Source organism: Ancylomarina sp. YFZ004 (assembly GCF_054254355.1).
In genome coordinates this window covers 107,121-122,318 of sequence record NZ_JBTCHQ010000003.1, presented here as the reverse complement: position 1 = coordinate 122,318, position 15,198 = coordinate 107,121, and the positions used below count along the sequence as shown (strand labels likewise).

Here is a 15,198-nt window from a genome sequence, read left to right as displayed (position 1 = left end):
AAAGGGCTCTAAAAATGACCTTTCCAAACAATAGTGAGCAGATAATCATATCTTTATAAAATGAATAAATCCAGCCAACGATTCAATCAAATATATGGTGAGCAATCTCCTGAAAGCATTCCTTGGAATTCTTTAGAATTGCCAAGTGTGATTCATGAACTTATATCGAACAAGTTAATTGAAGCTTGTAAAGCAATTGATATTGGGTGTGGACTGGGGAATTACAGTCGAGAATTATCGAGAATGGGTTTTGAAATGACGGGAGTTGATTTTTCTAGTGTGGCTATCGAAAAAGCTCAAAAGCTTGCAAAGGAAGATAAACTAACTATTGAATTCTTAATAGCTGACTTTACAAAAGAGCTTAATCTGAGTCTCTCAAATTTTGACTTTGCTTTTGATTATGGCTTATTACATCATGTCTATCCAGAATACAGAGAGATGTATGCCAGCAATGTAGCCAAGCTACTAAATACGAATGCCTATTACCTCTCCATAGCCTTTAACGAAGAGGATGCTTATTTTGAAGGCAAAGGGAAATATCGTGAAACACCAACGGGATCGGTGCTCTATTTTTCAAACATGGTTGAAATCCAAGAACTATTCTCTCCCTTATTTCATATTATGGATCTAAAAAATATGACCATTCCTGGGAAGAATGGCAATCACAGAGCCTATTATGCTTTAATGCAAAAAAAGTAATTGCATTTTAGTTTAGATGATTGGCAAAAATTTCATCAAAGATCTCACCCTTGGTCAGTCTACCGTTCTTTAGACAGATGGTAAACACCTTGCCTTTTGCACATAGTTTACTGTCAGATAAACGATAAATATCCTCATGGAAAATCAGTTTTGGACCATCTCTGTCAATATTTAATTTCACAACAAACTCATCACCTGAACTTAGTGAGGTTTTAAAATCGATTTCAACGCGAGAAACCATGGCATCCAAGCCTTCTTCGTGTAAAGCCTTAAAATTATTACCTTCAGATTCCAGAAATTCATGGCGGGCATGTTCCAGATAGTTCTGATAAACGGAATTATTCACAACACCCTGTAAATCACATTCGTAGTCTCGAACCTTTAGTTTTAATTCGTAGATATAATTTTTCATTCGATTGAGTTTTATTTATCCTTTTAAAGAATGCAAGTTCATAAAAAAAGGATTGCCAAAAGACAATCCTTCCTAATATTTTGTCAATCCTAAACTTACATGTTCATACCACCACAAACGTGAATAGTCTGACCTGTAACGTAAGAAGAAAGATCACAACCTAAATAAACGCAAGTTTTTGCGATTTCTTCAGGTGTACCACCTCTTTTCAAAGGAATTTTACTAGCCCATTCTTTCACAACATCCTCAGGAAGTTTTCCAGTCATTTCAGTGATGATAAAACCTGGAGCAATTGCGTTAGAACGGATTCCACGAGAACCTAGCTCTTTAGCTACTGACTTAGTGAAACCAATGATACCTGCTTTAGAAGCTGAGTAGTTTGATTGACCAGCGTTTCCGCTAACACCTACTACTGAACTCATATTGATGATTGAACCACTACGTTGCTTCAACATGGTACGTTGAACGGCTTTAGTGAAGTTAAATACAGACTTCAAATTCACGTTAATAACCATATCCCACTGCTCTTCAGTCATTCTCATCAACAAGGTATCCTTAGTGATACCAGCATTGTTAACCAAAATATCTACAGCCCCAAATTCAGCAACAATTTCAGCAACAACTCTATCTGTGTCAGCAAAATTACTTGCATCTGAAGCATAGCCTTTAGCTTTAACACCATATGAAGCGATTTCTTTTTCAGTTTCCTGAGCTGCTTCATTATAAAATAAATCGGTGAATGCTACATTAGCACCTTGCTTAGCAAATTCGATAGCTACTGCTTTACCAATACCGCGAGAAGCTCCGGTAATAATTGCTGTTTTTCCTTCTAATAATTTCATTTCAGAATATTTTATATCTGAGAAAGCTTAACTATCTTAAGAATGAAGTTTCAGACTTAAGCATTTCAAACATCACAATCGTGATGAATACTCACTCAATAATTAAAAATAATTACAATTTTATAAGTTGCTCTTTAGATTTCTATTCAAAACTAAAGAAGCCGCTTGTCTATCGATTTCTCAAAATTTGAAGAACAAATATAATCTATTTTAAACAAAAAGTAGACTTCTTCGTTTGAACATATACTTCTGCAGGCTCTAGTACTTTAAAAACAAGTTAGTTTCAAGGATTATTCAAATACTTATTTTTATCTCTAATTCACTTATCAAAAATCTTTTTTCAGATGTGCTATATTCTAATCAATTATTATTAATTTCGCAAACCGATAATTGCTGTGTTTCAAAGTCTCTTAATCACATGTAAAAGCATGATTAAAAGCAGAAGCATAAGCTTATTCGTACAGTTCTTTTCATCATAGAGTACTGATACATATGTTTTTAATTGCCTAGCTCCTACTATTTAGGAAAAAAAAGGCCAAAATATAATATTTTCGTTTAAATGATTTCAGTTTCAAATCTATCCATTCAGTTTGGTAAACGTACCCTTTTTCAGGATGTTAACTTAAAGTTCACTCCAGGAAACTGTTACGGTATCATAGGTGCTAACGGCGCCGGTAAATCAACTTTCTTAAAAATTCTTTCAGGTGATCTAGATTCTACTTCTGGTCGTGTTGCTATGGAACCAGGCGAACGTCTGGCTGTATTGAAACAGGATCACTACGGATTCGATGAATTCACCGTACTTGATTCTGTAGTTGCTGGACACAATGAGTTGTGGGCAATTATGCAAGAAAAGAATAACTTGTATGCAAAACCAGATTTTTCTGAGGCAGATGGTATTAAAGCATCTGAACTTGAAGAAGAATTTGCTGAAATGGGTGGATGGAATGCAGAAAGTGATGCTGCTGAACTTTTAAGTGGTTTAGGTATTAAGGAAGCGCTTCATCTCAAAATGATGTCAGAGTTAAGTGGTAAAGAAAAGGTGCGTGTGCTTTTGGCTCAGGCTCTTTTTGGAAATCCTGATAACTTGCTTTTAGATGAGCCTACCAATGATCTTGACCTTGAAACAGTCATGTGGTTGGAAAACTACCTTGCTAACTTCAACAATACAGTAATTGTAGTATCTCACGACCGTCACTTCCTGGATTCAGTTTGTACGGATATTGTAGATATCGACTTTGGTAAAGTGAAAATGTTCTCTGGTAATTATACTTTCTGGTACGAATCATCTCAGCTAGCTGCTCGCCAGCAAGCCAATCAGAATAAAAAGGCTGAAGAGAAGAAAAAAGAACTTCAGGAATTTATTGCTCGTTTTTCTGCCAATGTTGCTAAGTCTAAGCAAACGACTTCTCGTAAGAAGATGATTGAAAAATTGAATATCGATGATATTCAGCCATCGACTCGTCGTTACCCAGGTATCATATTCCCTCAGGAACGTGAAGCTGGAGATAAGATCTTCTCTTGTATGGGCTTGAGCAAAAAAATAGAAGACGATATTCTATTTAAGGATGTTGAATTCACAATCGAAAAAGGCGAAAAAGTTATTTTCCTATCTCGTGACCCTCGTGCCATGACTTCATTGTTCGATATTATCAATGATGAAGTCAAAGCAGATTCAGGTTCGTTCGAATGGGGTGTGACAATTACACCAGCATATTTACCTGTTGACCACAATTCTTTCTTTCAAGGTGAGATTACTCTTAAAGACTGGTTAGCTCAATATTCACCAGATACTTCTGAGATCTTCTTAAGAGGTTATTTAGGTAAAATGTTGTTCTCAGGTGAGGATATTTTCAAGAAATCAAATGTGCTTTCAGGAGGTGAAAAAGTACGTTGTATGGTTTCACGAATGATGTTGAAGAATGCCAATGTTTTGATATTAGACACACCTACTAACCACTTGGATCTTGAATCAATTCAGTCATTTAATAATGCCTTGATCAACTACGCGGGTACAATAATGATGTCGTCTCATGACCACGAGTTTATTCAAACGGTAAGTACTCGTATTATCGAGTTAACACCTAATGGAACTATAGATAAGTTGATGGCATATGACGAATATGTGACTAGCGATAAGATTAAAGCGATTCGCGAAGAAATGTATAAATAGTATTTAAATCATTTATAGAAAATCCCTTTGGCTTAATAGCTAAGGGGATTTTTTTTGTGCTCATTTTTGAGGAAATAATATTTTTTCTTAGCTATCTTTATAGGTAGGTGCTTCTTAACAGAATCAAATAAAACTATATCTTTTCGACTAATACAACAACAACAATGCTTCTTCTAATATTCTATCTCAGTTTAGCTCTTATCGTTTCCTTTTTATGCTCAATTATGGAATCCGTGCTACTTTCAACGCCATTATCCTTTCTATTGGTTAAGGAAAAAGAAGGACATAAATCATCCCAAATATTCATTAAACTTAAAAATCAGGTTGAAAGACCTCTGGCAGCCATTCTTTCACTTAATACCATAGCACATACTATTGGAGCGGCTGGTGTTGGTGCTGAGGCTACAAAAATTTTTGGTGAAGTCTATTTTGGAATTATCTCAGCAGTTCTCACCTTACTCATTTTAATCTTCTCTGAAATTATACCAAAAACAATTGGAGCTACATATTGGAGAAGATTAGCCCTATCATCAGGTATTATCATGAATGCTATGGTGATTATAAGCTATCCCTTGGTGATCATGTCAGGTTATATTACCAAGTTCTTTTCAAAGGATGCTAAGGATATTTCTGTGAGTCGTGAGGAAATATCTGCCATGGCTCATATTGGTACTGAGGAAGGTGTTTTTAAGGACAGTGAAAATAAAGTCATTCAAAATTTAATTCGATTAAGAACATTTAAGGTCTCTGCAATAATGACACCCAGAGTGGTTGTGACGGCAGCAGATGAGGCGATGCCTCTGGAAGAATTTCTTGTAAAAAAGGAATTCCTCTACTACTCTCGTATTCCCGTCTATTCAAAGGATATTGAAAATATTACAGGTTATATCTTTCGACAAACCGTATTCGAGAAACTTGCTGAAAAGGAAAAAAACTTAAAGCTCCGTGATATCAGAAGAGAGATCGTCATTGCACACGAATTCCAAACCGTTTTTAAACTTTGGGAAATATTGCTTGAAAAAAAGGAACATATTGCCCTCATTGTAGATGAGTATGGCGGAATGGATGGCATTGTGACTATGGAAGATATTATTGAAACCCTCTTGGGCCTTGAGATCGTTGATGAGAGGGACAGAATCACTGATATGCAACAATACGCCCGTGAGCGATGGGCTGAGCGAAAAGCAAAATACGATATGCTTGATGATTCAGAAGAATAAATGAATTCTTACAGATAAGAAAGCCGTTATGATAATTTACTTGTTAAGGATAAGCTGAATCTATCTCAAAAATCTGTCTCAAGAAACACAGATTTTATTCAAAACTAAATGATTGCTGAATGGAATTAAATCAGGATAGAATAAAATTAATTGCCCAAAGAAGAATTGTATTTGTTACTGTGATTCTTTTTGTAGGTAAATTCATTGCCTATTACCTGACTAATTCGGTAGGAATATTAACAGATGCGATGGAAAGTACTGTTAATGTTTTAACTGGTTTTGTTAGTCTATACAGTATTAGTATTGCTTTAAAACCCCGAGATGAAGATCATCCTTTTGGACATGGAAAAATAGAATCCATTTCAGCTTCTATCGAAGGTATTTTAATTATTATCGCAGGTTTAGTTATTATTTTTGAAGCTTTAAAACGTTTATTCTACCCTGATGAAATACAACAATTAGATATTGGAATTCTTATTGTTGCTATAGCAGGACTTATAAATTACATTCTGGGATATTACAGTATTAAAATCGGGCGAAAACACAATTCAATAGCCTTGGTATCCGGAGGCAAACATTTGCAGTCTGACACCTATTCAAGCATTGGTTTAGTTGTTGGATTATTCCTTCTATTAATAACTAAAAAGGCATGGCTTGATAGTGCCATAGCCATATCATTCGGCTCAATTATCATCTATACAGGATATAAAATATTAAAAGAAACCACAGCGAATTTAATGGATCAAGCCGATTTTATCATACTCGAAAAGGTCAGAGATATTTTATGGGAAAATAAATCAGATAAATGGATTGACATACACAATCTGAAATTAGTAAAGTATGGTGATGCCTATCATATCGATTGTGATCTAACACTGCCCTGGTATATGAATATTGCCTCTGCTCACAAAGAGAGTGATTTGGTCGTAGCTGCAATTTCTGACCACTTTAAAGACAAAATTGATTTTACAATTCATACCGATGCCTGTTATCCTGATTTGTGTCCCAACTGCCGTATTCATCCGTGTACATACCGTAAACATCAGTTCAGAAATGATATAAAATGGACTCTTGAGAAAATAACCAAACGCTGATAACTGTCGTTAAATTGAAATTATTACATTGTCACACGATCTGACTTACATGGATTAATTAACCGGAAAGATTCGTTTGAATTGCCAAGCGACGAAGTCAAACTAACTATTCTCATGCATCCTGACACAGTTAAAAGTTCAAATAGCGACTTCTATATGCACTTAACTAGAAAATTATAATCACATGAAATTCCAAACCCTTATTATAGCCCTTCTTGTTTTAACAGGGTGTAAGAATACTAAAAAAGAACTTATGCAAGAGTCTAGTACCTATTCATTTTATGTTGGTACTTATACCGATAATGAAAGTGAAGGGATCTACAAGTATGTGTTAGAGAAAAATGGACACTTAAAATCTCTTGGTTTAGTCGCTAAGTCTGTTAACCCTTCATTTTTGGCTATGAGTGAAGACAAAAAATTCCTACTAGCTGTAAATGAAATTAGTAAACCTGCTGGCGTTGGTACTATTGAATCTTTCTCCATTTCAAATGATAGCCTTTCATTTATCAGTCGGAGTATTACAGGTGGAGCTCATCCTTGCTTTGTGAATCTCAACAAGTTTGGTTATGTGCTTACTGCCAATTACACTGGAGGCAATGTGGGCTTGCTGAAGCTGAATAATAAAGGCGAGTTGTCAGATCTGCTGGATATCCAACAACATAGTGGAAAAGGCACAAGTGATCGACAAGAAGCTCCACATGCTCATTCTGCTTGGTTTGAAAAATCTAATAATACGATCATTTCACTTGATTTGGGAACAAACGAACTCTGGTTTTCACAACTGGATACAGTCCTTCATAAATTACAAGCTTCAAATCCATATAAACTGAAGATGGCTGATGGTGCTGGGCCACGTCACCTAGTGTATCATCCTAATAACAAATGGATTTATGTTTTAAATGAATTGAATAGCACTATAAGTTTAGTTCTTAAAACGGATGGGAACCAATATAAACGAGGGCTTTCTTTTTCTAGTCTACCAATGGCTTATACTGAAACGAATACCACTGCCGATATTCATATCTCTTCAGACGGGAAATTTGTGTATGTATCCAATAGAGGACATAACAGTATTGTGATCTTTGGCGTTAATCAACAGGATGGATCTTTAAATCTGCTAGCTCATGAATCGACTCATGGTAAGTGGCCCCGTAATTTCTCATTATCTCCTGATGAAAACTACCTACTGGTAGCCAATCAGCATTCAAACAATATTGTCTCATTTAAACGCGATAAAACAACGGGTTTATTAGACTATGTGGAAGAAATTGAGGCCTATAGCCCCGTATGTGTATTATTTTGATCTGGCACCTATAATTTGATCTTTATCAAACTGTTCTAACAAAGCCGTTTCCTAGTTTTCAATATCAAACCGTATTATAATTCGTCCTTCAGTATCAATTAAAAAAACAGGTGCGATAACTATAATCAGAACGAAAAGCCAAGTACGATATATTAGAGAATAAAGATGAAAAATAATACTAATAAGATCAACGGAAGTCCTCTTTTATCTACTCACTTAAATAAGCCTGAAATTGATCGATATAGGCGCCAATATGATAGTCATCAACAAAACCATGGTAACATATACGGCGACAGACATAAGCCTTTTATTATCGACTTCATGGGCTTTTCCAAAAGAAATCCTCGGGTTTCCAATAACAGAATCGATCTTTAAGGGGTGACTTAAACTTTTGAAATTGAGCTAGGGTAATGCAGAATAATGAATGGTATTCAATCGCATGATATTTTCACTTAAGCCTATGCCGATCGTGTTAATCATCTGATTGAATTCCTTTTTTGCAGACAAACATAATTCCTCAAAGCTATCCACATAGGGAACAAAGGCTATAACAAAAGTTTTGTCTGGGCGGAGTAAGATCGTTGTCACATCGGTCTTATCAAAAATGACTATATCATCTCCTTTTATTCTGAATCTAAATTCCTCAATTTCGTTTAAGGTTTTGGTTGATAAATAGTGATAATATAAGGAAAAGGATATTCATAAAGCTTTACACTTCGCCTAGCCCTTTGTCACATCTTAATAAAAGAGTTCCGTTGAAAGATATTGCCTCCTATTTAGGTATCAGTCCCATCTCGATAAGCCGATTTAGAAAAGAACAAGACGAACTTGGGAAGAAATAATTTTGTAGACATTGATCGCAATGGGAACCTCACGTTTCATTATGACTAGGGAGTGTTTCTTTCTGCAAAGCTTCAAACATCCACCTTTATCTCCCCTAAATGGGAGATTGTAGTACAAGAAACATTGAGATGAATCAAAATTATTCTCCACTTTCCAACTTCTGTATAACTGCTACTGCATTCTTATTATTAGGATTTAATTCCACCGATTTTTTATAATTTTTAATAGCGAGTTCCTTATTGCCCGCTTTCATATAAGCTTCTCCCAAGCTATCGTACGCATTGCTCGATTTTGGGAAACCCTCCACATTCATTTTAAAGATAGCGATGGCTGCTTCTGTTTTATCCATTTGAAGGAACTGATAACCCAATTGATTCATTTCATTCTCTTTAAGAGCATATGTATTCGAACTTTTATTAGTCTCGTACCAAGATAAACCAGTCTTTAAATTTTTATCTAAAATCAATTTACGCAAAAATTTAGCTAATGACTTTTTAGGCATATCATAGGCTTTCTCATAAAGAATAGCCGTTATGGCCTTGTTCATATCGCCCAAGTTTGTACCTCCTGTATTATTTAATAAAACCACAAGATGCTTGTCTTCAGGAATTCGATTGATAATGGTATTAAAGCCATTGATACCACCACCATGGGAGATTGTATAAACAGAATCTTCTCCAGAACCAACTTGTTGTGGTCCAACACTCCAACCATAGGCGTAATATCTCTGACCAGTCGGCATGTGTTTACCAAAGAATAAAGCCATACTTTCTTTTGTCAATAGCTTATTGGTATAGAGTGCCTGATCCCAGAGATATAAATCTTCAACTGTGGAATAAATGGAACCTGCCGCATAAGGCAATGACATATCAAGGTAAGGAGCATTAATATAGCGTTCTCCTCTTTTTTCGTAACCCGTAGCGCGATTTTTCACAATATCTCTATGATGATCAAATCCACTACGCATCATATTCAAAGGCTTAAAAATTCTTTCTCTTAAAGCCTCCTCATAGCTTTTCCCTGTCAGTTTTTCAATAATTACACCCAGAATAAAATAGCCCGAATTATTGTATCTATACGTTGATCCGGGTTTAAATTGCAGAGTTGAATCTGCGAAAAAACGGGTGAAATCTTCAGGTGAATAAGGATCTCTGCTGATCTCTTTCATAAATTTAGGGTAAGATGTATAAGATGGAATACCCGATGTATGTGTCAACAAATGATGAATGGTCACTACATCTCCCTTATCCTTCGGATAGTCTGGTAGATAATCTGTAATAGAAGCCTCTAGCTTTATTTTGCCTTCTTCCATCAGTTGAAGAATCAACATAGCCGTAAACTGCTTAGTAATTGAACCCAATCGGTGTTTGGTATTAGCTTTATTGGGAATATCCCATTCCATATTGGCCATACCAAAACCTTTTTTAAAGATGACCTTACCGTTTTGGGCAACTAGAGCCGAGCCATTGAACTGCTCATATTCGGTATATTTCTCAAACAATTGGTCTAGCTTATCTACCTTCGTTTGACCGAATGAATAAGACAGGCCGAAGCCTAGAATCAGAATACAAAGGAAGAGACTCTTCATTCTTATTTTTCTAGAAAGATCTTTCATCTTGAAATTATTTAAGAGTGTGAGAATTATTTAAACAACAATCCTCAATTTACGAATCTTTTTGTGGAGGGACAAAAAGATCTGAATATGAGCTCAAAACAAAAGGCTTCACATTTAATAAAATGTAGAGCTTAGTTTTAATTATCTATTTAATTATTTGAAAGGCTTAAAGCCAATCATTGTCTATTTCGATACCATTCTTGCACAACAAATCTGCCCTTAAGCCATTTCCTAGGATTAAATCCCCTTCCTCACTCACAATTTCGCATGCTTCTCTTGGTGTAGGCAAGCCAGCCATAACTTCCGGGCAAACTCAATGATATATTATTAATCCATCTCAAATGTGTCGCCATCCTCAGGGATAAATACCTTATCGAGAAGTTGATTGGTTTTTAGCGCACTTCTTAATTTCTCTCTTGTTGTAGGACAATGGTTGACTGCTTCCATATGATTTGCATACACCTTATTGGGCGAATTCTGAATAAACTTCAACACGTCATTAAGATGCATTAATAAAGGACCTCCAATATCGAATTGAGCAGAACCTGCTGCGACGACTGTCAATTCAGGTTTGAATTCTTTTAAAACCTTATCAACATCATTCGTATAGATGGTGTCCGAACTGATATAAATACTGGGTGAATTAGGTAATTCAAGATAAAAGCCCATCACATTCCCCATTGGCTTAGCAATAAAACCGTAACCGTGGCGTGCTGGAATACCTGTAATTTTTCCATCAAGGAAACCATCCTCTTTCCAATAATCAAGCGTCTGAACCACATTCAGACCTTTCTTTTTTAATGATTTTTCATCCTTCAAACTTGCTATAATTGGAATATTCTTTTCTTTCAGGAATTTGATTCCCTCCACATCCAAATGATCTGGGTGCAAGTGAGTAATTAAACAGTGAGTTACTTTGCTTAAGATCGCCTGGCTATGGACTGGCATCTCAACCAAGGGGTTCTTTTTAGGTTTATGTCGAAAAAAAGCAAATGGTGGTATCGATCCCTGCTGTCCTAACATAGGGTCAACCAAAATGAATTGATTACTTGCTTCAATAACAAAGCTGGCACTTCTTAAATGATGAATTTTCATATCGTAATATTATTTGTCTTTAAATTGATAAGAACAAAAGTAGAGTTACGATACACCAATTCCATTGATTCAAATCAAGAAGCATATTTTTGATGCAACTAGATTCTTTTTCTAATGCGGCTTAAGGTTTCTGGTGTAATTCCCAAAAACGAAGCAATATGGTATTGTGGTACGTTTTGAAACCAATCAGGATGATTCTTTAAAATGATCTTATACAATTCTTCAGCTGGTTTTGTTAAACGGTTATATTCGAATAACTCTTTCTTTTCAAGCAAATTCTGAAAGGTTAGTTCTATAAAACTTTTTCCACATGGGTACTTTTCAAGAAATCTGAGAAACATATCTTTATCCAAAACTAATATCTCAACATTATTAAGACTTTCCTGATATTTACGTGTTGGAACCGACTTATTGAAGGCATTAAAATCGGAAATAAACTGAGAAGAGGTGTAAAAGTTGATATTGATATCCTTATCCTCCGAACTGTAATACTCCCGTACAGCTCCAGATACAATAAATCGCAATTGATTCTCATAATCACCTTCCCTAATTAAAAGATTCCCTTTTTTGAACAAAAGTGTTTTAAAGGACTTAATCAATTCATCCAACCCATCCTTGTTCAAGGGATAATCTGTTTCAAAAAAACTATAGAGTTTATCTGTGCTCTTCATTCTTATTATTTAATTAAAGGTTACCAAAATTATCAAAATCAAAACAGCCTGCAAACAAATAAAGGCTTTGTTTCTTGCTTATACATTTTAAGAAATTTTAAAGCTTTTTGGCTTTCTTCTGTCTCCATTGTTAGATTTTTGTTAGAAACGCACTGTTCTTTTGGCTTGTAATAAAAATCACACACAATTCAAGAAGCATGAGATTCACAAAAATTCTCAAGAGCCGTTATGGTGGCCTTGTTCTATTCAGTCTAATATTCCTATGCCTTTCCTTTATGGTTCGCAGCATATTACTGATAAAAGATTTTCAAAATGTCGACTTAAACCTATTTCGGTTTATTCAAATCTATGTTTTTGGTTTATTCTATGATATAATAGCCATCTCCTACTTCATCATTCCTTTTGTCTTCTATCTCTTATTTATTCCTGATCGATTATTTAACACAAAAGTTCACCGTTGGATATCTTACATCTTTTTCATTATCAGCATTGGTATTCTTGTTTTTTCAGGCATAGGCGAATGGTTCTTTTGGGAAGAGTTTTCTGTTCGTTATAATTTCATAGCCGTTGATTATCTGGTTTATACGCACGAGGTTATTTCAAACATTCGCGAATCTTACCCCATGCCAATTATTATCATGGGTATGTTAATGCTTTCTGCAGGAATTTTTACTCTGGTTAAAAAGCATTTCGATAAAACGATCAATTCTAAATCACATTTCACATCACGCCTAACTACAAGTCTCATTCTATGGCTATTACCTCTTATTGCCTTTTATTCTATCGATAAAAGCTCAGCTGAAATAACAGATAATAGTTACTCTAATGAATTGGCTCACAATGGCATTTATCAGGTTTTCTCAGCATTTAGAAACAATGAACTGGATTACAAATCCTTTTATCATAGCATGGACGATACGGAAGCCTTTACCAACTTGCGTAGTCTGATTAAAACATCGAATAGTAAATTTATAAGTGATGATGTCTTTGATGTCACACGTCAGATTACTTATCCGGGTGATGACAAGTCCTATAATATCATGCTGATTACAGTTGAAAGTTTAAGTGCATCCTTCTTTACTCAGTTTGGTAATACCAAGCGTGATATCACACCTAATCTGGATACCATTGCACAACAATCTCTATTCTTCACCAATTTCTATGCAACGGGAACACGTACGGTTCGTGGTATGGAGGCTTTAACTTTATCATTGCCACCGACACCTGGCTATTCAATTGTAAAGCGTCCTAATAATGAAAACATGTTTACTCTGGGTAATGTTTTGAAGTCTAAAGGCTACGAAAGCAATTTTATTTATGCAGGAAATGGCTATTTCGATAATATGAACTATTTCTTCGGGAATAGTGGTTATAATATTGTTGACCGAAAAGCCTTCGTTGATGAGGAGATAAGCTTCGAGAATGCTTGGGGCGTTTGCGATGAGGATTTATTTGCCAAGGCTAGTCAAGTCGCTGACAGTGCTTATAAAGCAGGAAAACCCTTTCACAATTTTATTATGACGACTTCCAATCATCGTCCCTATACCTACCCTGATGGCAAAATTGATATTCCTTCTCATTCGGGTAGAAATGGCGCTGTGAAATACACAGACTTTGCCATTGCCAAATTCTTTCGTGAAGCAAAAAGTAAGCCTTGGTTTAAGAATACCATTTTTGTAGTCGTTGGGGATCATTGTGCATCCAGTGCAGGTAAAACATCACTTCCTGTTAAGAAATACCATATTCCTTTAATGATATATGCCCCTGATATTATTCCTGCAGGAGAAAACAAGGCTTTGTCTTCTCAGATTGATTTTGCACCGACCATAATGGGCTTATTGAATATGGACTATACCTCAAAGTTTTTTGGAAAAGATATTCTTCTGGATAAACCGAATCGTGCCCTATTGGGAACCTATCAGAAGATTGGATTACTACGTAACGATCGATTAACCGTTCAGCTGCCAACAAAGCGAACAGAGTCTTATCTAATCAACAATCAGACTCCAACTGAAACACAACTCAACAAAAATGAACTGAGAGATGCGATTACCTATTACCAAACAGCTAGTTATCTCTTTCATCATAAATTATATAAGTACACAGATTAGTAAAAATGAAACCTACTTGTAGGAATCAAGAAGCAAACACTTGATTTAAAAGACATATAGTTTGCAGACTAATATTTCAACACTGAAGAAGACTTTGGGAATATTAGTTTAGATGTAATATTGCTCTTAAGCGCATACTTCAGTATCGATCCTATTGGATCCTTACTGATCTATGCGCTTTTTTATTCACTAAAATTTTAAAACATGTACAAATTAACAACTCTTATTTTAGGAATAGCATTAACATTTAATGCTTGTTCAAAAGACAATGACTCTTCAAAATCAATAAGCATTGTCCCTGGGAAGGATCCCAATTTTACAATTATTGCCAATACAGATGCAGAACTTACTTCATTTAATAGAAAAGTCGTTGTATTTGGTGTGGATATCTACGCGGCTGCTGGTGTAGAAGATGTCAAATTACTGCATGCAGCAAATGTGATGGCGCAATATTTAGATAATGATGAGGATGGTACTATAGATAATCAACTAGTACTTGATAAGATGCTAGAAAATAAAGCCTTTTTATATATGTGGAAAACCGAAAATGATCATCCATCTAATGAACCGTCTGGCAGATCGGGACAAGATTTGGGTGCTGACGAAACTGTACCCGCTTGGCATACAAATGGACAAACAGGAAGGTTTGATGCTTCATTGGAAGAGGTGTGGCATATTATTAATGTGGCAGGTCATGCAAATGCTTATCCTAGTGTTTTTGGCTTAGAACGAGGAACAAGCCTTGCAAATGCCATGGATATTGCTCGAGGAGGTTATTTTGAAACAATTCCTGCAACTTATCATGCAGAAGCTTGGTATTCATACGATGACGAGACATGTGATTATGGTGATTGCCAAACTATTGAATATCTCTATTGGGCTATGTCTTCGATTCTGGGTGCTCAGGAAAACAGATTGAATGAAATTGCAGAAGAATGGAAGCTCAATACGCCTGAACTAGTGAAAAATACTGATGTCGCAATATATGAACTGTTAACCGATCCTGAATACAAATTTCCAAAAGTATTGCCTGATGGAACATACAGACAGTAAATATCAATACAAACTATTGACACAGTAAAAACAAACCATAGCATTATATCAAAATAGTATCCCAACT

The 15,198-nt window shown here is 35.5% G+C and carries 13 protein-coding genes; 7 read left to right on the top strand and 6 right to left on the bottom strand.

What is annotated here, in order from left to right; genetic code table 11:
- The first annotated feature begins 60 nt into the window (after positions 1-60).
- Positions 61-699: a class I SAM-dependent methyltransferase gene (locus ACXR6G_RS06110; protein ID WP_458360522.1), complete on the top strand. Its 639-nt coding sequence runs from the start codon at positions 61-63 to the stop codon at positions 697-699.
- Between the two features lie 7 nt (positions 700-706).
- On the opposite strand, the gene ACXR6G_RS06105 is transcribed toward ACXR6G_RS06110, so the two are convergent.
- Both ACXR6G_RS06105 and fabG read right to left on the bottom strand, forming a co-directional pair.
- Positions 707-1,111: an acyl-CoA thioesterase gene (locus ACXR6G_RS06105; protein ID WP_458360521.1), complete on the bottom strand. Its 405-nt coding sequence runs from the start codon at positions 1,109-1,111 to the stop codon at positions 707-709.
- A 95-nt stretch (positions 1,112-1,206) separates the two neighbouring features.
- Complete coding sequence (fabG, locus tag ACXR6G_RS06100) at positions 1,207-1,953, bottom strand: 3-oxoacyl-[acyl-carrier-protein] reductase (RefSeq protein WP_458360520.1); 747 nt, start codon at positions 1,951-1,953, stop codon at positions 1,207-1,209.
- 559 nt (positions 1,954-2,512) lie between these two features.
- Here fabG and ACXR6G_RS06095 point away from each other — a divergent pair.
- The 4 genes from ACXR6G_RS06095 (at position 2,513) to ACXR6G_RS06080 (ending at position 7,743) form a co-directional block, all read left to right on the top strand.
- Complete coding sequence (locus tag ACXR6G_RS06095; RefSeq protein WP_458360519.1) at positions 2,513-4,126, top strand: ABC-F family ATP-binding cassette domain-containing protein; 1,614 nt, start codon at positions 2,513-2,515, stop codon at positions 4,124-4,126.
- A 164-nt stretch (positions 4,127-4,290) separates the two neighbouring features.
- On the top strand, positions 4,291-5,346 hold the full coding sequence (locus ACXR6G_RS06090; protein WP_458360518.1) for a CNNM domain-containing protein: 1,056 nt from the start codon (positions 4,291-4,293) through the stop codon (positions 5,344-5,346).
- 119 nt (positions 5,347-5,465) lie between these two features.
- Positions 5,466-6,440 (top strand): cation diffusion facilitator family transporter, encoded by a 975-nt coding sequence (locus ACXR6G_RS06085; RefSeq protein WP_458360517.1) that lies wholly within the window; start codon positions 5,466-5,468, stop codon positions 6,438-6,440.
- 253 nt (positions 6,441-6,693) lie between these two features.
- Complete coding sequence (locus ACXR6G_RS06080) at positions 6,694-7,743, top strand: lactonase family protein (RefSeq protein WP_458360516.1); 1,050 nt, start codon at positions 6,694-6,696, stop codon at positions 7,741-7,743.
- A gap of 402 nt (positions 7,744-8,145) precedes the next feature.
- Here ACXR6G_RS06080 and ACXR6G_RS06075 read toward each other — a convergent pair whose 3' ends face one another.
- The 4 genes from ACXR6G_RS06075 to ACXR6G_RS06060 all read right to left on the bottom strand — a co-directional run bounded on the left by ACXR6G_RS06075 (position 8,146) and on the right by ACXR6G_RS06060 (position 11,967).
- Positions 8,146-8,442 (bottom strand): hypothetical protein, encoded by a 297-nt coding sequence (locus ACXR6G_RS06075; protein WP_458360850.1) that lies wholly within the window; start codon positions 8,440-8,442, stop codon positions 8,146-8,148.
- Between the two features lie 283 nt (positions 8,443-8,725).
- On the bottom strand, positions 8,726-10,201 hold the full coding sequence (locus ACXR6G_RS06070) for a serine hydrolase (RefSeq protein ID WP_458360515.1): 1,476 nt from the start codon (positions 10,199-10,201) through the stop codon (positions 8,726-8,728).
- A gap of 327 nt (positions 10,202-10,528) precedes the next feature.
- On the bottom strand, positions 10,529-11,296 hold the full coding sequence (locus ACXR6G_RS06065; RefSeq protein WP_458360514.1) for an MBL fold metallo-hydrolase: 768 nt from the start codon (positions 11,294-11,296) through the stop codon (positions 10,529-10,531).
- Between the two features lie 98 nt (positions 11,297-11,394).
- Positions 11,395-11,967: a Crp/Fnr family transcriptional regulator gene (locus tag ACXR6G_RS06060; protein ID WP_458360513.1), complete on the bottom strand. Its 573-nt coding sequence runs from the start codon at positions 11,965-11,967 to the stop codon at positions 11,395-11,397.
- Positions 11,968-12,164: 197 nt separating this feature from the next.
- Here ACXR6G_RS06060 and ACXR6G_RS06055 point away from each other — a divergent pair, with 197 nt between their 5' ends.
- Entirely contained in the window at positions 12,165-14,078 is a 1,914-nt protein-coding gene (locus tag ACXR6G_RS06055) for an LTA synthase family protein (protein WP_458360512.1), read from the top strand.
- A gap of 204 nt (positions 14,079-14,282) precedes the next feature.
- Positions 14,283-15,131, top strand: coding sequence for a hypothetical protein (locus ACXR6G_RS06050; protein ID WP_458360511.1), 849 nt, complete (start codon positions 14,283-14,285; stop codon positions 15,129-15,131).
- Positions 15,132-15,198: the final 67 nt, after the last annotated feature.